The organism is Nitrososphaera viennensis EN76, from assembly GCF_000698785.1.
In the GTDB taxonomy this organism is placed as follows: domain Archaea; phylum Thermoproteota; class Nitrososphaeria; order Nitrososphaerales; family Nitrososphaeraceae; genus Nitrososphaera; species Nitrososphaera viennensis.
The window spans coordinates 2,009,567-2,025,614 of the sequence record NZ_CP007536.1 but is presented as its reverse complement, the minus strand read 5'-3'; the positions used below and the strand labels follow the sequence as shown (position 1 = coordinate 2,025,614).

Annotated in this window: 18 protein-coding genes and 1 tRNA gene; 3 read left to right on the top strand and 16 right to left on the bottom strand. The window is 53.7% G+C overall.

Going from position 1 to position 16,048, the window contains the following annotated elements; translation table 11 throughout:
• Window positions 1-38: 38 nt before the first annotated feature.
• The 5 genes from NVIE_RS11515 to NVIE_RS11495 all read right to left on the bottom strand — a co-directional run bounded on the left by NVIE_RS11515 (window position 39) and on the right by NVIE_RS11495 (window position 4,442).
• Window positions 39-172, bottom strand: a tRNA-Leu gene (locus NVIE_RS11515).
• A gap of 56 nt (window positions 173-228) precedes the next feature.
• A complete protein-coding gene (hsp20, locus tag NVIE_RS11510) occupies window positions 229-810 on the bottom strand; it encodes an archaeal heat shock protein Hsp20 (RefSeq protein ID WP_075055383.1) in 582 nt (193 codons plus the stop codon).
• Between the two features lie 46 nt (window positions 811-856).
• Window positions 857-1,978 carry a molecular chaperone DnaJ gene (gene dnaJ / locus NVIE_RS11505; protein ID WP_075055382.1) on the bottom strand — a complete coding sequence of 374 codons (1,122 nt, stop codon included), beginning with the start codon at window positions 1,976-1,978 and terminating at the stop codon, window positions 857-859.
• Window positions 1,979-2,024: 46 nt separating this feature from the next.
• On the bottom strand, window positions 2,025-3,863 hold the full coding sequence (gene dnaK, locus NVIE_RS11500; protein WP_075055381.1) for a molecular chaperone DnaK: 1,839 nt from the start codon (window positions 3,861-3,863) through the stop codon (window positions 2,025-2,027).
• Window positions 3,864-3,866: 3 nt separating this feature from the next.
• The gene (locus NVIE_RS11495; protein ID WP_075055380.1) at window positions 3,867-4,442 is read right to left on the bottom strand and encodes a nucleotide exchange factor GrpE; all 576 of its coding nucleotides are present in this window, start codon (window positions 4,440-4,442) and stop codon (window positions 3,867-3,869) included.
• Between the two features lie 94 nt (window positions 4,443-4,536).
• Between NVIE_RS11495 and trxA the strand changes: the two genes are divergently transcribed.
• A complete protein-coding gene (trxA, locus tag NVIE_RS11490; RefSeq protein ID WP_227717360.1) occupies window positions 4,537-4,992 on the top strand; it encodes a thioredoxin in 456 nt (151 codons plus the stop codon).
• Window positions 4,993-5,036: 44 nt separating this feature from the next.
• Here the strand turns inward: trxA and NVIE_RS11485 are convergent, their stop codons facing one another.
• Window positions 5,037-5,270: a hypothetical protein gene (locus NVIE_RS11485; protein WP_075055379.1), complete on the bottom strand. Its 234-nt coding sequence runs from the start codon at window positions 5,268-5,270 to the stop codon at window positions 5,037-5,039.
• A gap of 202 nt (window positions 5,271-5,472) precedes the next feature.
• On the opposite strand from NVIE_RS11485, the gene NVIE_RS11480 reads away from it, so the two are divergent.
• Window positions 5,473-6,003 (top strand): hypothetical protein, encoded by a 531-nt coding sequence (locus tag NVIE_RS11480; RefSeq protein WP_075055378.1) that lies wholly within the window; start codon window positions 5,473-5,475, stop codon window positions 6,001-6,003.
• 22 nt (window positions 6,004-6,025) lie between these two features.
• Window positions 6,026-6,310, top strand: a complete 285-nt coding sequence (locus tag NVIE_RS11475) for a hypothetical protein (protein ID WP_075055377.1) — start codon at window positions 6,026-6,028, stop codon at window positions 6,308-6,310.
• On the opposite strand, the gene NVIE_RS11470 is transcribed toward NVIE_RS11475, so the two are convergent.
• From NVIE_RS11470 to NVIE_RS11425, 10 genes are all read right to left on the bottom strand, one after another.
• Entirely contained in the window at window positions 6,307-6,738 is a 432-nt protein-coding gene (locus tag NVIE_RS11470; RefSeq protein WP_075055376.1) for a translation initiation factor IF-2 subunit beta, read from the bottom strand. The genes NVIE_RS11475 and NVIE_RS11470 overlap by 4 nt on opposite strands.
• 170 nt (window positions 6,739-6,908) lie before the next feature.
• Complete coding sequence (locus NVIE_RS11465; protein ID WP_075055375.1) at window positions 6,909-7,208, bottom strand: hypothetical protein; 300 nt, start codon at window positions 7,206-7,208, stop codon at window positions 6,909-6,911.
• A 2-nt stretch (window positions 7,209-7,210) separates the two neighbouring features.
• Complete coding sequence (locus NVIE_RS11460) at window positions 7,211-8,890, bottom strand: hypothetical protein (protein WP_075055374.1); 1,680 nt, start codon at window positions 8,888-8,890, stop codon at window positions 7,211-7,213.
• 293 nt (window positions 8,891-9,183) lie between these two features.
• Window positions 9,184-10,689: a glycosyltransferase family 2 protein gene (locus NVIE_RS11450; RefSeq protein WP_084790796.1), complete on the bottom strand. Its 1,506-nt coding sequence runs from the start codon at window positions 10,687-10,689 to the stop codon at window positions 9,184-9,186.
• 6 nt (window positions 10,690-10,695) lie between these two features.
• Complete coding sequence (locus tag NVIE_RS11445; protein WP_075055372.1) at window positions 10,696-11,469, bottom strand: polysaccharide deacetylase family protein; 774 nt, start codon at window positions 11,467-11,469, stop codon at window positions 10,696-10,698.
• A 27-nt stretch (window positions 11,470-11,496) separates the two neighbouring features.
• Window positions 11,497-12,408: an NAD(P)-binding domain-containing protein gene (locus NVIE_RS11440; RefSeq protein WP_084790795.1), complete on the bottom strand. Its 912-nt coding sequence runs from the start codon at window positions 12,406-12,408 to the stop codon at window positions 11,497-11,499.
• Between the two features lie 237 nt (window positions 12,409-12,645).
• Window positions 12,646-12,819 carry a hypothetical protein gene (locus NVIE_RS15590; protein WP_158435219.1) on the bottom strand — a complete coding sequence of 58 codons (174 nt, stop codon included), beginning with the start codon at window positions 12,817-12,819 and terminating at the stop codon, window positions 12,646-12,648.
• A 2-nt stretch (window positions 12,820-12,821) separates the two neighbouring features.
• Complete coding sequence (locus NVIE_RS11435) at window positions 12,822-14,303, bottom strand: glycosyltransferase family 2 protein (RefSeq protein ID WP_227717359.1); 1,482 nt, start codon at window positions 14,301-14,303, stop codon at window positions 12,822-12,824.
• A 2-nt stretch (window positions 14,304-14,305) separates the two neighbouring features.
• Window positions 14,306-15,046, bottom strand: coding sequence for a polysaccharide deacetylase family protein (locus NVIE_RS11430; RefSeq protein WP_075055369.1), 741 nt, complete (start codon window positions 15,044-15,046; stop codon window positions 14,306-14,308).
• Between the two features lie 13 nt (window positions 15,047-15,059).
• Window positions 15,060-15,920 (bottom strand): NAD(P)-binding domain-containing protein, encoded by an 861-nt coding sequence (locus NVIE_RS11425; protein ID WP_075055368.1) that lies wholly within the window; start codon window positions 15,918-15,920, stop codon window positions 15,060-15,062.
• Between the last annotated feature and the right edge of the window lie 128 nt (window positions 15,921-16,048).

Sequence of the window (16,048 nt, the reverse complement as noted above, 5' to 3'; positions counted from 1 at the left end):
AGTCCACTGGAAACGCGCGCACACATATGTAAAAGAAGTGGTGCGGGGGGTGGGATTTGAACCCACGAATCCCTAAGGAATGAGGTATCCCAGTTGGTCTAACATCTGAGCATCGCGCCAGATAATTTTCTGATCCGGTCTCACGCCTTTGACCAAGCTGGGCGACCCCCGCCCGTGCGCGGGGTATCGTAGCGACTAGAATAATATCCTTTTGTGTGTGCGCGCGCTCTAGTCTATATGGATAGAGACGCCCGAGCCTGACTTTTTCCGAAGTTTCAGCGTGACTTCAAGCACGCCGTTCTTGTACGTCGACTTGGCGGTCTTGGGATCCACCGGCTCTGGAAGGTCCACCACCTTACGGTAGCGCGGCTCGCCCGTCAACGACTCGATGGTGACCGAGTTCTCGTCGGCTGACAGGCGCAGGTCGTCCTTGTTGACGCCTGGAAGTTCCGCAACGACGCGCACGTCGTCAGAGCCCTTTATCACGTCCACAAGGGGCTCGCGCTCTTCCTTGACCGCAAGTCCGCCGCCAAGGAGGTTCGGGAACGCGTCGATGTTGCCGAACTTGCGCACCTGCGGCTTGCCGTCCGGCCCTATCTTGACAGAATAACCGTAGACTATGGGCCCCATCTCGCGGACAGTCGAGCCGTCGTCCAGCTTGCGCTCCCGGACAAGGTTCTTTGGGACCTGCTTTTCAAAGTTCTTGAAAGCTTCTGCCATCATCTTGTCCATGTCGCGCATCATCTCGTCGACATCCGGAAACCACGCTCTCCGCCGCTTGGAAAACCATTCATCAAAGGGGGATGACATATCTCTGTATCCGCCGGTAAGATAGCAAAATTTCTATTAAAGCATTTCACTTTTCGCCGTCGTCAAGCGCCCTGTCAAGCTCCTTCAGGAGCGACTTTTGCCTGTCCGACAATTTGGTGGGCACCTTGACGTTCAGCTTTACCACCATGTCGCCCTTGCCCGACGCGCCATAGCGCGGGAGCCCCTTGCCCTTTAGCCGCAAGAGCCCTTCAGGCTGCGTTCCCTGCGGGATTTTCAGTTTTTCCGTGCCGTCAAGAGTCGGGACCCGCACCTCGGTGCCAAGCGCAAGGTCGGTGTACTTGACGTCCAGCCTGTAGAGCAGGTGGCCGTCTTCCAGGCGCTCAAACTGCTGGTGCGGCTTGACGTGCAGGCGCACCACAAAGTCGCCGGGTATCCCCGACTCGGACGCTTCGCCTTCGCCCCTCAGCTGCATCGCCATGCCGTCCTCGACGCCCGGTGGTATCTCTATTTTCAATTTCTTCATTTTTTGCATCTTGCCAGAGCCCTTGCACACATTGCACGGGCGCTCGATTATCTGGCCCCTGCCCTGGCACGTCCTGCACGGCTCGACCGTCACGGATGTGAAAAACCGGTTCTGGCCGTACACGCGCTGTACCTGCCCCCTGCCGTCACAGACGGTGCACCTGCGCGCCTTTGTCCCCGGCGCCGCGCCAGAGCCGCCGCACTCGCTGCACCTGTCAAGCCTTGGAACCTCCACTTCCTCTTTTTTGCCCCGCAGCACGTCCTCAAGCGAAAGCTCCATGTCATAGACAAGGTCGCGCCCCTTGCGCCTGCCAAAGCCAAACATGTCTGCTGCGCCTCCTGGTCCAAAGCCAAAGCCGCCGCCCCGGCCAAAGAACTGCTCGAAAATGTCCCTGAATCCTCCAAAGCCCATGTCGCGGAAAACCTCCTCAAAGTTGGCCTCCGAGCCGCGGAACGCCTCGTCAGCTCCCACGTGGCCGTACGTGTCGTAGCGCTTGCGCTTTTCGTCGTCGGAAAGGACCGCGTAGGCTTCAGAGATCTCCTTGAACCTTTCCTCCGCGCCTGCGTCCTTGTTGCGGTCAGGGTGGTACTGCAAGGCAAGCTTGCGGTAGGCGTTCTTGATGTCGTCCTTGCTTGCCGCCTTTGGGACGCCGAGGACCTCGTAATAGTCCCTTCTTTTGCTCATGCAGGGTCACCGGGACGTCCGAGCCGCATCACCATCATCATAATCATTATGGCTGCGCGCCTGCCGCACCACCACTTGCCTGTTGCGGGCCGGAAGAAGGACCTGCTGCCGTAGCCTGCTGCTGGGCGCCGGCGTTCCGGTAGGCTTCGGCGCTCACCTCGGCAAGGATGTTCTTCAGTTCCTGCACCTTGGCTTTGAGGTCCTCAAAGTTGTTGCTTGAAATTGCATTGCGCAGCTCCTGCACGGCCTTGTTGACGCGCTCGGCCTGCTCCGGCTTTATCGTGTCCTTGAGGTCCTGCTTGACCAGCTTTTCGGCTGCGTAGACAAGGTTGTCTGCCTCGTTTCTTGCCTCGGCCTCGTCCTTTTTCTTCCTGTCCGCCTCGGCAAACTGCTCCGAGTCCCTCTTTAGCTTTTCAATGTCGTCCTTTGAGAGCTTGTTGTTGGCGGTGATGGTGATTTTCGCCTCCTTTTGCGTCGCAAGGTCCTTTGCGGCCACGTTGAGGATGCCGTTTGCGTCAATGTCAAACGTCACCTCTATCTGGGGCACGCCCCTTGGCGCCGGCGGTATGCCAGAGAGGTTGAACATTCCAAGCGAGACGCAGTCAGACGCCATCGGGCGCTCGCCCTGCACGACGTGGATTGTCACCGCGGTCTGATAGTCTGCCGCCGTCGTGAACACCTTGCCCTTTTTGGTAGGGATGGTCGTGTTGCGCTCTATCAGGGGCTCCTTGAGCCCGCCAAGCACCTCCACCCCAAGGGTCAGGGGCGTGACATCTACCAGCAAAATGTCCGTCGAGACGTCGCCGGCGATGATTGCGCCCTGCACAGCCGCGCCCATTGCCACTGCCTCCATCGGGTCGATGCCGCGCTCTGGCTCCTTGCCCATCACGCTTGCGACAAACTGCCTCACCATCGGCATCCTTGTCGGCCCGCCGATGAGGATTATCTTGTCGACCTCCTGCGGGGTCATCTTGGCGTCCTGGAGCGCCTGGAGCATAGGCTGCCTGCAGCGCTCGACAATCGGCCTCATGAGCTCCTCCAGCTTTGCCCTGGTCAGCTGCAGGACGAGGTTCTTTGGCCCTGCCTGCTGGTCGTACGCAAGGAACGGCAGGTTGATTTCCGTGGTGACGACGTTTGAAAGTTCTATCTTGGCCTTTTCTGCGGCCTCGCGCACTCTCATCATGGCGGCCTTGTCGTTTTTGATGTCGATTCCAGACTGCTTGCGGAACTCTTGCACCACAAACTCGACGAGGGTATTGTCCATGTCCGTCCCGCCAAGCTGGGTGTCGCCCGAAGTGCTCTTGACCTGGAAGACGCCTCCTCCCATCTCCATTATCGTCACGTCGAGCGTGCCTCCACCAAGGTCAAAGACCATGATCTTCAGGTCCTTGTGGGCTTTGTCAAGGCCGTAGGCAAGCGACGCGGCTGTCGGCTCGTTGATTATCCTGACCACCTGCAGGCCAGCAATCTCGCCTGCGTCCTTGGTCGCCTGGCGCTGGTTGTCGTTGAAATACGCGGGGACCGTGATGACTGCGCGGTCGACTGCCTCACCAAGGAACGCCTCGGCATCGCGCTTTATCTTTTGCAGTATGAACGACGACACCTGCTGAGGCGTGTATTCCTTGCCCCAGACGCGGAACTTGAAGTCAGTGCCCATCCTGCGCTTTGCCGCAATCACGGTCCCTTCCGGGTTTGAGATCATCTGGCGCCTCGCCGGCTCGCCCACGATGAGCTGCCCTTCCTTTGTAAACGCCACCACGGACGGAAACGCCTTTCCGCCCACGGATGTGCCCTCTGCTGCCTGGATGATGGTAGGCTTGCCGCCTATCATTGCAGCTGCGGCAGAGTTGCTAGTTCCAAGATCGATGCCTATGATTTTTCCCAATTCTTATTCCTCTCCTCCTGCGCCACCGTTATTGGCGCTATCGCTATTTTTAACTATCTTTCTTGCGATTTCCACCATGCTCGGGCGGAGAACCTTGCCGTTTAGCATATAGCCGCGCCTGATCTCGGCGGTGACGGTGTTCTCTTCTGCGTCTTCCCTCGGCGAGAACGCGATTGCGTCGTGCACGTTTGGGTCAAACGGCGTCCCCACCGCCTCAATAGGCCTCACGCCCTCAGACGAGAGGAGCGAGTCGATGTTCTTGAGTATGCCCTCGAGGCCCTCGATGACCGCCGGCTCGCTCTTTTTCTGCCTTGCACCCTCGATGGCGCGCTGGTAGTCGTCGCGGATGTTGAGGAATTTCAGCAGCAGTTCTGCCTTTATCGTCTCGACCCTCGAAGCGGCGTGCTTTTCCATCTGCTTGCGGTAGTTATCAAAGTCGGCCATGAGGTACTTTAGCTTGTTGAGGTTGCCCTCTGCCGCCTCTTTTGCGGCCGCCAGCTCTTTTCTCAGCTCCTCGGTCTCGTCGATCTGCTGTTGCGCTTCCTCAGTATCATCGTCTGTTGCTGCTGTAGCCACCATACGGTGTATATGTCACCGGCCATTACCGGTGCCGTTGAATAATAATTATTTTCCGCCCAAAGGAATAATAGCGCAATCTGGGAATGAAGGCGGCGTGTCAGCAGCAGGCGACGACGACGAACTAGAGGCGATAAGACAGAAAAAGATGGCAGAGCTGCAAAAGGTAGCCGCCGAGAGGCAGGCACTGTCCGCGATAACGCAGCCCGTCCACCTCACAGACTCTAACTTTTCCAGCGAGACGGCAAGGTACCCACTCTTGCTCGTGGACTTTTGGGCGCCCTGGTGCGGCCCATGCAGGATGGTGGCCCCAGTCATCGACCAGCTGGCCAAAGAGTATGCCGGCAAGGTCGTGTTTGGCAAGGTAAACGTCGACGAAAACCCCGTAATCTCTAACACGTTTGGGATTGCAAGCATACCGACCATGATGGTGTTCAAGGGCGGCAAGGTGGTCGACGTGATGATAGGCGCGATGCCAAAGGGGCAGATAGAGATGAAGTTAAAACAGCACCTTGGCAGCAGCGGATCATCATCGTCATCAATATACGGCTAGAGAAAAAGGAAGGAGAAGAAGAAAAAGAGGACGTCCGCACTTTTTTAGTTTATTCCCAAGTGCGGGAAGGATGCAACGCTTACGCCCAGTTCGCCCTGGATCTTGCGGATCTTGCCTGCGTATTCCCTCATGCGGCTCGCATCGCCCTGTACCTTGGCGATCCTGTAGCCCTTCCATGCCTTCCTCAGTGCGCCCCAGCTCTGTCCGGTCGTAAAGTTGCTTCTTGCTGCTGCTTCATTGTGAAGCGACATTATGGCTGTCATGATGAGATAGTCCATAGTTGGTACTTAGAACCAATAGTCAACTTTTGACGATTATCAAGTAAACAAGGTTGACATGATAGTAGCGATTGAGGCGCTTTTTTGGAAATTTTAGTTAATGAGAGCGTCTACCTCATATATTTTGCAATATTTCCGGGCGCCTCAACAAGGCAAGCGCAGCCAACGTTTTAATCATCCGAGCCCGTGGAATGAGAAAGTATTGGGCATACTGAAGAAGAGGGAAGAGGACAAGCAGGAGAAGCAAAAGGCAGTCGAACGCTTTTACGCGCTCCTCAAGGCGCTCATGGACGAACTGTTCGAGCACGCGCAAAAGAGCAGGCACGTCAAGATGCCCAAGAATGTTTCATTTGGCCTCATATACGACCAGCGCGACAATATCCTTTTCACCGGCTCTGACAGCAAGACAGGCAAAAAGATGTACCTCTACAATGTGCGCGTAATCGGCAAGATGTTTGAGGAAAAGCGCGAGCAGATGCTTGCCGACCAGACGACGCAGACACTTTTCAGCTGGATTGCCGACGTCTGCTCGATATACATCAGCCCGTTTGTCTACGAATACGTGGTGAACGTGCAGCACCGCGGCGAGGGCACGGCTGAAAGAACCACAAGGCAGATTGTGCGCAGCTTTTTGGACAAGCTGACAAGCGAGCCGGAGTTAAAGTACGTGCTTGACACGATACGGGACGACTCGCAGAAAAAAGAAGGAGAAGAAAAAGCTGATCAAAAATAGCTGACGAATGCGCCAAGCATGGTTGGCGCCTGCACAGATAATCGATGCGCGCTTTTTGTTTGCATATATGGAAGAAAAGCTGCGCTGCAACATCTGCAACGAAATCATAGAGATGGCCGACGTGGGCCAGCACGTCACCGGCAGGAACCATGCAGTCAAGAAAAAGGTCGCCGAGTTCAACGAGATGAACGCGCAGGTAGGTGGCAGCAGTAGCAGCAGGAGAAACTATGAAAGCGACACGTCCGTTGTCAACGCATGGATAAGGGGCCTGTACGTCCGCGACTATTTGTCTGGAGCCACCAGCTAGGCGTAGTTGCCCTTGATCGACGACTTGGCGCCGCACGCCTCGCAGATCAAAAAGCCAAGCTTCTTGTTCTTTTCTGTCCGCGTATCCGGGCTTCCACACACGGGGCACAGCACATAGTCCTTGACGTAGCGGTCGATGAGCGCCGCAAACGAGGAAGGCGACTTGCGGCCGAGGAAGTGTACGCGGTCGCCCTGTATGTAGCCGGCCGAGGCAAGCTCCTTGTTCAGGTACAGCAAGAGTTTTTCAGGGTCGCGCCTGAGCGCCTTTGGGAATTCCATAAAGTTGCGGAATATCGTATTCTTGCCGACCCAGATTATCTGGGGCTGCGGGATCTCCAGCCTGGAAGTTGCCTTTCTGGCACCGGTTCCCAGCTTGTCCTGCAGGCGCTTTAGCAGCGCTTCATAGTCGGCGGCCTTTTGGGCGCTCATGCAGGAATGGCCGCATTTCTGTTTAATTAATGTATGTTGCTCTGCTCTGATTGTTATGGCCGGCGGCAAGCATCGTGCAGGCGTATGTGTACATGTGCGCGCGTTTCCAGTGAACCACAAATACAAGCGTAGTTGTAGGTTTTAGTTCTTTTAAGCAAGTCCTGCTACTGCTACCGTATGTAACCCGAGTTGACTATGGCGCCAGAGCCAGTTATTTTGCCGCCAAGGTTGTTGCTGTTGATGTAGCCGGAGTTTACGAGGCGGCCGGAATTCTCTATGGCGCCAAAGTTGTCAATGGTGTTTGAATTATTCAGGTTTCCAGAATTTTCAATTGTGCCGTGGTTTCTGATGACGCTTGAGCTGTTTATCGTGCCGTCATTTTGGATGCTTGCAGATTCTGCAACCTCCAGCGTCGCAGAGCTGATGGCAAGCGAGCCGGATTCAGAGAAATCAGATATCCGCTGTGGCATCGTCAGTGTATGCGATTGATTTCCCACGTCGGCGGGTTTTCCAACGAGACCATCTCTACTTCATGGACTATTGTCCTCACGTCACCTGTTGACTCTATTGCCAGCGGGTATCTCTTGTCGGCTCCGTGCCGGGGATGCTCAAACGTGTATGACATGGTCGCCTTTCTCACGAGGCATCCGCCATTATTATTGCTACCATCATCTCCACCCTGCTTTACCTCATAGATCGTTGCAGAAGCAAACTGGCCTTTGACGATCAATTGCATTTCATATGGAACACCTGCCTTTGGAGCAAATTCCGTGGTGGCTGTCCTTTCCCCGGCCTTTGGCTCTTGGTCCTGAAGCACGTTTCTTTCTATTGGCCAGACAGTCAGTATGCCAAGCCTGTTGTATTGCAGAGACAGGTACGGCCCAAACCATTCATGGCCGGGGTCCCAGTCTGGCTCAAAATCATACGTGACCCTAAAGTAGGTGTTGTTGCGCATGCCTTCGACGAGGGGCACCTCTCGCAACTCCTTGGGAGTCCATTCAGGAAATGGTGAAGGAATACTCAGGCTTTGGTCCTGCGGGCCAAGCTGAGTCAGGGTAAATTTCACCCTCATTACAAAATCTGCCGGAACGGGGGCAGAACTTATCATGCGCGCGTGGTCCCCGTTGCTTGGGTACTGGGTGTTTCTTACGTTTAGCAGGCTCAGATGATAATGACCCTGATCATCTTTGTCAATATCGTATACGCCGAACTGTGGTCTCCCGTGCGGAGGGAACCACATCCCCTTTGTCGGGTTCGACGACTTTTGCAATCCGTCCTGGATGCGCAGGTCGTCAAAGATTACTTTCTGACCTGCCGATTTTTCGTTAACCCGCATGTCGAGATGTACTTTTGAGATTCTTGCCATGTCTACTACTGTATTTTTCCCTGCGCCATCTTTGTCATCGTACATGTCGGCCCTCCACAAGAAGTAGTTCCACCCTTTGCCCAGCATAAAGTCGGTCCACATTTCCGTCTCATTGCCTTCTGGATATGCAAGGTTGGGAATTGCAGGGTCATCGGCAAACGTGTTATTCTGTCTAGGAAGATGGACGTTTTGCAGCAGCGCATACGTACGCTTGCTGCCAGATACGTCTTCAAGTGCGATATTGACGGAATCTATGGCATCAGGATTTTCTACCTTGATCCACATGGTGATGTAGCCAGACTGGGACCACCTGCTGAAGTCCCTTGGCTCATCCCAAGTCCTGCCGAGTATAACCTCTTTGTTAATGCCAGATGGTATGGTGTAGGACAGTGCCTTGGGTCCACTATAATACTCGTCGACAAGCTCGAATTTTTCGCCTGCGCCGCTTGCTCCTCCAGCTGTCGTAAAAGAAGACCATGCTGCTGAATCATCAAAATTATCTATAACGCGCTGGTTTTCGGCATATGTTGAGAAATCGTCATATAGGTACGCTATGGTTCCGTTTCCGTCCAGATACGCGCTTGAAGTCTTGCGCGTAGCTTCATCATTTCCAAGGGTCGAATCGCGGCTGAACCTGTCAAATACACTTTCATTTGCGCATGTGCCTTCGCTGTCACCATTATTCTGAATAATAATTCCTGCCTGAGCCGCTGCTCCTATTGTAACAAATGCACCAACAAGGACTAGGCCAAGCACTACAACGCCAACCAGATATTTTTTCTGCAATGTTATTAGGTCACACTCCGCTGTTGTCTACAGAGAAATGGCATCTACTGCTAGATTGCACAAGATTTACAAAACCTCTTTGTTGAGAAATGCTGCCTCTGCGCTCCTCTAATGCTCTCCACAGCCGGCCGGCTTGCTCGCATTGAAGGTCGTGGCTATGGATCATGTGACCTATGAACTGCTCTCTTCCGACGAGAACGAGGTCACAGAATCCACAGTTTGCAGAGTAATTTTCCCGCCGCTTCACCATGCTACTTTCCATCTCTGTCTCTACTTCCATCATCATCCCCATCTCACCTTGTCAGCCACTCGTTCTTCCTGTAGTTCCACAGCGCGAAGAATATCATCCACGATAACACGAACGTCGTGACAAGGTTCATGAGCGGCTTGTACTTCCAGTTCTTGGCGCCTGGATCGCGGAACTTGTAGTCTAGTCCCTGAATAAACCCCACCAAGACAGAGCCCAGGAGGAAGACTCCGGGTAACCAGAACTGCCCAAGTATCAAAGGCTCGTACAGGAATACTATGAGGGTTATCAATGGGGCGGTGAATGTCGCCAGGAACTCTGTGTAGAATATCAGCGACATTATGAGGGGTTTGCGCCAGAAAAATGCACTTACGTAAAAGTTGGACCGGATGTACCCCTTCTTCCACCTCTTTTGCTGCTTCAGATATCCCTTCATCCTCTCTGGCACATCGGTGTACACTATGGCAGTAGAGACATAGACGGTCTTCCATTCCACGATGGCATGCGACGTAAGGGCTCGGTCTTCGGAATCATCGTAGCCTGCCATTGCGTTCGCCAGTTTTGTCGTGATTTTTTCTCCAAGAGTTGGCACTAACTCTTTCTTGGCCCACTTGGTTGCTAGGGCAAAGGAGGTAAGGTCCCTGTCGTCGCTGTTGTGTATCTTTGCGCGCGTCCAGTACGGTATAAAATCGACTATAGCCTCGCGCCTGTATCCAGCCAGGCACCCGGAGCAGCACAGCACGTTTCCAAAGGCGCTCTCGCATGTCTTGTGAATGTTAAAGGCATAGTCATACCAGGCATCCTGACACCTTGTAAGGACGTTCTTGTCTGCATTCCAGACCTTGGCGTAGCCCACCACTCCTCCGATTCGGGTGTCCGCGCTGAACGCCTTCATGAATTCTGTTATTGCATTTTTGTCCATCACGCTGTCAGAATCTATCAGGATTACATACCTGCCTTTTGACGCAGAAAATCCTGCCGCCACTGCCTTGCGCTTGCCTTCGTTGGTTTTGTGAATCACTTTAAGACCAGGGTAATCTTTTGCCAGCTCGTTCAGTATCTCGCGCGTGCCGTCCTTGCTTCCGTCATTTACCGCAACTACCTCGATGTTCTTGTATGTGGACTGGAAAACCGCGTTGATTACGATCCTGATCATCTCTTTCTGGTTGTATACTGGTATCACCACTGAAACAAGCTCGTCTCTGATCCTGCCCTTCGCAGGATTCTTGTAGAGAGCCCATCCGCATGCAAATACCAGCAACGCATGCAGTGGCATCAGCGTGGAATACACTACGAGCGGGTCGCTGAGCAGCATCCCCTGGTACACGTTGTAGATTGTTACCAGGCTCAGGGTAACTATTGACAGTATCCTTATCACCCACGCGCGTTTTGGCACCAGTATGCGGCCACTTGACGACACCTTTTGCTCGCATTTATGAGTTGAAATCAAGGATGATGGCGTCTCTGACGATGGTGATGATAATGAAGAAGGCAATTCTGAGCTCGTCAGCCCTTCCTCGACGCTTCGCTCTGCCTTTCCAGGACGTGTCATTGTGTGTTATTGCAACCTCCTTTCTGCGGTGAGGTCGAGTCCTGCAATATCAGAAGCACTCACGAAACGAATCTTGCTATTGTAAGGAGAAGTGCCAAGCTCTGAAAGGAACTTGTCTATCTCTTTTATTTCCATCGAGTTGTCAAAAGTGATCTCTAGTGGCACCGGCTCCTGTGGATAGGCTGGTACAAAGTTGGCATCGTTAGAAACTATGGTAAAGAGTTCAAATCCATCCTCGGTTCCGGGGAGGACCTTGAGGTCGTATTTGATAAATTGTCCCCCTTCGTACTTGTTGTAGTGGTTGACATAGGAAAAGTCAGCGACAATGCCTGCTTGGGTCAAAAGTGAGTAAATGTTTTCGTCAGTCTTGCCATAAGGAGCCTTAAAAAGCCGTGAATTCAGGTTTCCTGCATTATCTACACTCTCTTTACCTTTCTGAACCTCTTCAAGCGTTCTAGTATAGTTGTTATTTAGAGAGACGAGGTCGACATAGCTGTACGCCTGACTTCCTACGTCAAAACCAGTATTTGATGAAAAGGACGTTACACACTCGGGACTTTTCTCGGCTATCTCACCGGTTACAAAGACAGTTGCCTTGACAACTTTGTGTGCGGCGAGCGTTGACGCTAGGTCCTTGCACCATGAGGCCGCCTTGTCTCCCGCGTGGGAAATGTCAAAAGACAACATGACCATTCCTCGGTTATCGATACCCTGATGCTGCGTAAAAGCAGGGACAATCATGGCAACCCCAATCACAATTACTGCACCCGTAGCTATCATGCCTGCATGTGCTAACTTCACTTCGAGTCATTCCTGTACTATTGGAATGGTCGTGGGTTTTGCAGTCGTCAGGTGTGGTTTATTTTTTGTCTGTTGTTCTTTCTGCTGTAGAGCAACTGCGCATGTAATGTGCGCCCTGTACTCCTCATCCACCTTCTTTGCCGCGTCTATGATGCTTGTCTCCAGAAGGTTCTTTGACAAATTGAGGAACATCTGGCTGTCCTTTGGCAGGCAGTGGCCTCCTATGCCATCGCGTGCCTCGAGTACCTTGATGTTCCACTTTGTGTTTATCGCTCCCCTCAACTCCGGGAACTCTATCCCAGACCTGTCGCAGAACATCCTTAATTCCTCTGCAAAAGCTATCTCCATGAACCTGTACGAGTTTTCCACTATCTTGCACAGCTCTGCCACCTCCACCGATTCTACAGGGTGGAGCGGTATGTCCAGCATGTCACCGTAGAACTGGCGCGCCTTGTCGATGCAGCAGGGCTCGCAGCCGCCGATGACGCGTGTCTGGTTCACGCCGTGGTCGTGCTTTTCAGGGCCGTAGTACCTGTGGGGTACGTGCACCACGTGCATCTTGTGGCGCAGCATCTCAAGGACCTTTTCCGACGTGCCCCTCGTTATCGTGCTGTCTATCCCGACAAGCGCTCCCTGCTTGCCCTCGTACGAGAGCTGCCTTGCTATCTCGAACAGCCCATCAAGGTACGGCTGGAACATGTCACTTGGCTGGTGTGTGGATATGCAGATAATGTAATAGTCATACCCGGCAAAATTGGTCGCCTTTTTCCTGATGACCTGATCATCGATTGCGCGCTGAACCGCTTTATCGCTGATGTCATAGCCATCGACTTTTAGTCCTTTCATCGTCATGTACTCTGCGTTGCTGTAGCCTATCTGACCAAGGCCAATGACCAAAACCTTGTTGTTATTATTCATCTTGATGCAAGCTATTCAAATTACTAAAAGCGATTATGCAATCACTTTATGGTGGAATATAATATAACAGTACTCTGTTTTTGGGGATTTACATGATCTATACCCACTAATGGGGACTATATACCGACATATTGCCGCCTGCCCCGGGCAGGCAATACTCACACACATGTTTAGTTTTATACAAAAATGAGACGCGGTACTGCTGTCTGCACGTCTCAGATTTGCAGGAATCGCGGATCAGCCGGCGCCTCTATCATCACCGCCACCAACGTAGCTGTGTACCGACTTCCACATAGCCTCTGCCTGCACTATGGACATCTCGTGTCCGTGGATCATGTGGCCTACGAACTGCTCCCGGCCGTCAAGCAGTATGTCGCAGCGGAGGCATTTTGCGGACAGCAGGACCTGCATCGTCAGCGCGTCCCCCAGTCGTTCTTGCGCAGGCTCCAGAGAGCCGGGAAGATGAGCCAGCTCAGCACGAACGCGGCCAGCATGTTCTCAAACGGCTTGTAGTACCAGTGCTTTGAGCTTGGGTCGCGGAACTTGTAGTCGGCGCCCTGTGCAAGCCCCATCAGCATCAGGCTGGCAAACAGAAGAGACGGCACCCAGTAGTTGCCAAGCATCAGCGGCTCGTAGATGAACGCAGTTGTTATCAAAAGCGGGCTGATGAACGTGTGCATGAATTCGAGGTAAAAGATGAGAAACGCCATGACGGGGTTTCTGCGCCAGAAAAAGGCGCTGACGAAAAAGTTCACCCTCATGGTGCCCCTCTTCCAGCGCTTTTGCTGCTTTACAAACATCCTCATCTTCTCCGGCACCTCGGTGTACACGAGGGCGGTCGGGACGTACACTGCCTTCCAGTCCAGGAGCGCCTGGCCCGTCAGGCTGCGGTCCTCGGCGTCGTCGTAGCGGGCCATCCACCTCATCATGTTTTTCGTGGCCGGCGCCATCATCTCCTTTGCCTTGTTTGGCGAGATGACAAACGACGTCATTTCCCTGTCGTCGGCTATCGGCGTCTTGGCCTTGGTCCAGTACGGCAAATAGTCGGCAATCGCCTCGCGCCTGTAGCCGGAAAGGCAGCCCGAGCAGCACATGACGCTTCCAAAGTAGCTCTCGGCGGACTTGCGGACGTTGAACGAATTATCGTACCACACATCCTGGCACTTTGTGAGGGCGTTCTTGTCGGCGTTCCACACCTTGGCGTGCCCGACTACCGCCCCGACCCGGGGGTCGCCCTTGAACGCCTTCAAAAGTTCCATGATTGCGTTTCTGTCGACAATGCTGTCAGAGTCTATGAATATCAAAAAGTTGCCCTTTGAATTGTAGAACGCAGAAGCGATTGCCTTGCGCTTGCCCTCGTTCTTCTTGTGGACCACCTTTAGCGCAGGGTGCTTTGCCGCAAGCCTGTTGAGGATTTCCTGCGTGCCGTCCTTGCTTCCGTCGTCCACTGCAACCACCTCCAGGTTCTTGTACGTGGACTGGAACACGGCGTCTATCACAGACTCGATCATCACGTTCTGGTTATAGACGGGTATGATGACAGTAACCAGGTCGTCTCCGGCCTTGCCAGTGGCCGGCGACTTGAAGAATATCCACCCGACCACGAGCGCGGTAAGCGAATGGAGCGGGAATATCACGCTTGCAAGGATGAACCAGTCGTTCATCTGCAGGCTCAGGACGATGGTGTAAGCGATTATCCCAAGCACTGCAAGGATTGTCAGCGACCTGACCACCCAGGCTTTCTTGCTGACGTGAATACGGCCGCTTTTTCCTATCTGCTGCCCGGACATGGCCGCCGGGGTTGTTATTGTTGATGATGATGGTAGTGATGATGATGACTGTGCTGGAGGAGGAGGCTGTTGCTGGTCTGATGATGGTGGTGGTTGCTCAATCATGGCTATGCGTTTCTCACCGTCAGGTCAAGGCCCGTGAGCCCGGACGCGTTCACAAGGTTCACGTTGCCGTTCTTGAGCGCGACTACCAGGCTTTCGATCTCGCTTGGCTGCGCCGTGTTGTCGATGTCTATCATCACCGGCGAATGCATGTCCATGAGCTGGCGCACCCTGTCCGGCGACTCGCCGCAGTTGTCGCATGACACCAGGTCGTACTTGACGAACTGGCCGCCCTCGAACTTGTTGTATTGCGAAGAATAGGAAAAGTCGGCTGAAATGCCAGAGCTTGAAAGAAGCGAGTAGATGTTCTGGTCGGTTGCGCCGTAGGGCGCCTTGAATACCTTGGAGTTTATGTTGCCAGCCGCGTCGACTGCCAGCTTGCCGCGCTTGACCTCGTCGAGTGCCTTTGTATAGTCTCCCACGGACGGCAGGGCGACGTAGCTGTACGTCTGGCTCCCGATGTCTATTCCCGAGTAGGCCGCAAGGGCAGTCACGCAGCCAGGGTTCTGCTCTGCAACCTTGCCGGTGACAAACACCGTCGCCCTGACGTTGTGCTTGGCGAGTATGGAAGAAAGGTCCTTGCACCATTGCGGCACGTTCTGGCCGTCTACCACAGAAAACGACAGCATGACAGGAGGGGGCTTGTTGCGGTCAAGCGTGTGCATGTAAGCCGGGCCCAAGGCCAGGACCACACCTACCGCCACTATTGCTGCCGTGGCTATCGCCCCAAGGTGCGCCAGCTTCATGCTTTTGTATTCCTCAGTGCAGCTGCTGCATTGACGGGACTTTACCGGGAGGCACAGGGTGGCCGATGTGCGACCGGTACTCCTCATCCACCTTCTTTGCCGCGTCTATGATGCTTGTCTCCAGAAGGCTCTTTGACAAATTGAGGAACATCTGGCTGTCCTTTGGCAGGCAGTGGCCTCCTATGCCATCGCGTGGCTCGAGTACCTTGATGTTCCATTTCGTGTTTATCGCGCTGCGGAGATCGGCAAAATTGATGCCAGAGCGGTCGCAGAACATCTTCAGCTCTTCCGCAAAAGCTATCTCCATGAACCTGTACGAGTTTTCCACTATCTTGCACAGCTCTGCCACCTCCACCGATTCTACAGGGTGGAGCGGTATGTCCAAGAGGTCGCCGTAGAACTGGCGCGCCTTGTCGATGCAGCAGGGCTCGCAGCCGCCGATGACTCTGGTCTGGCGCACGCCGTGGTCGTGCTTTTCGTTGATGTAGAACCTGTGGGGTACGTGCACCACGTGCATCTTGTGGCGCAGCATCTCAAGGACCTTTTCCGACGTGCCCCTCGTTATCGTGCTGTCTATCCCGACAAGCGCTCCCTGCTTGCCCTCGTACGAGAGCTGCCTTGCAATGTCAAACAGCCCGTCGAGGTACGGCTGGAACATGTCTTCCGGCCTGTGCGTGGAGATGCAGATAATGTAATAGTCATAGCCGGCAAAGTTGCTCGCCCTTTTTCGTATGACCTGATCGTCCAGCGCGCGCTGGACAGCCTTTTCGCTGATGTCATAGCCGTCGACCGTCAGACCCTTCATCGTCATGTACTCTGCGTTGCTGTAGCCTATCTGGCCAAGGCCAATAACTAGAACTTTTTTACCGTTCATCTGGAGTCAACCTAGCCAGAAAATTAAAAGCCATTATGCAGAACTGATTTAGTTGATTGGTACAAAGTACGACTCTAGTTTTGGAAACTATAGGCAGAAGGGCTTGAAAAAGAGAAAAGGGATTACGA

Excerpts from the sequence above, each read along its gene's own strand:
- hsp20 (WP_075055383.1), bottom strand. The coding sequence starts at position 810 with ATGTCATCCCCCTTTGATGAATGGTTTTCCAAGCGGCGGAGAGCGTGG.
- dnaJ (WP_075055382.1), bottom strand. The coding sequence starts at position 1,978 with ATGAGCAAAAGAAGGGACTATTACGAGGTCCTCGGCGTCCCAAAGGCG.
- NVIE_RS11495 (WP_075055380.1), bottom strand. The coding sequence starts at position 4,442 with ATGGTGGCTACAGCAGCAACAGACGATGATACTGAGGAAGCGCAACAG.
- NVIE_RS11485 (WP_075055379.1), bottom strand. The coding sequence starts at position 5,270 with ATGGACTATCTCATCATGACAGCCATAATGTCGCTTCACAATGAAGCA.
- NVIE_RS11470 (WP_075055376.1), bottom strand. The coding sequence starts at position 6,738 with ATGAGCGCCCAAAAGGCCGCCGACTATGAAGCGCTGCTAAAGCGCCTG.
- NVIE_RS11465 (WP_075055375.1), bottom strand. The coding sequence starts at position 7,208 with ATGCCACAGCGGATATCTGATTTCTCTGAATCCGGCTCGCTTGCCATC.
- NVIE_RS11450 (WP_084790796.1), bottom strand. The coding sequence starts at position 10,689 with ATGACACGTCCTGGAAAGGCAGAGCGAAGCGTCGAGGAAGGGCTGACG.
- NVIE_RS11445 (WP_075055372.1), bottom strand. The coding sequence starts at position 11,469 with ATGATAGCTACGGGTGCAGTAATTGTGATTGGGGTTGCCATGATTGTC.
- NVIE_RS11440 (WP_084790795.1), bottom strand. The coding sequence starts at position 12,408 with ATGAATAATAACAACAAGGTTTTGGTCATTGGCCTTGGTCAGATAGGC.
- NVIE_RS15590 (WP_158435219.1), bottom strand. The coding sequence starts at position 12,819 with ATGCAGGTCCTGCTGTCCGCAAAATGCCTCCGCTGCGACATACTGCTT.
- NVIE_RS11435 (WP_227717359.1), bottom strand. The coding sequence starts at position 14,303 with ATGATTGAGCAACCACCACCATCATCAGACCAGCAACAGCCTCCTCCT.
- NVIE_RS11430 (WP_075055369.1), bottom strand. The coding sequence starts at position 15,046 with ATGAAGCTGGCGCACCTTGGGGCGATAGCCACGGCAGCAATAGTGGCG.
- NVIE_RS11425 (WP_075055368.1), bottom strand. The coding sequence starts at position 15,920 with ATGAACGGTAAAAAAGTTCTAGTTATTGGCCTTGGCCAGATAGGCTAC.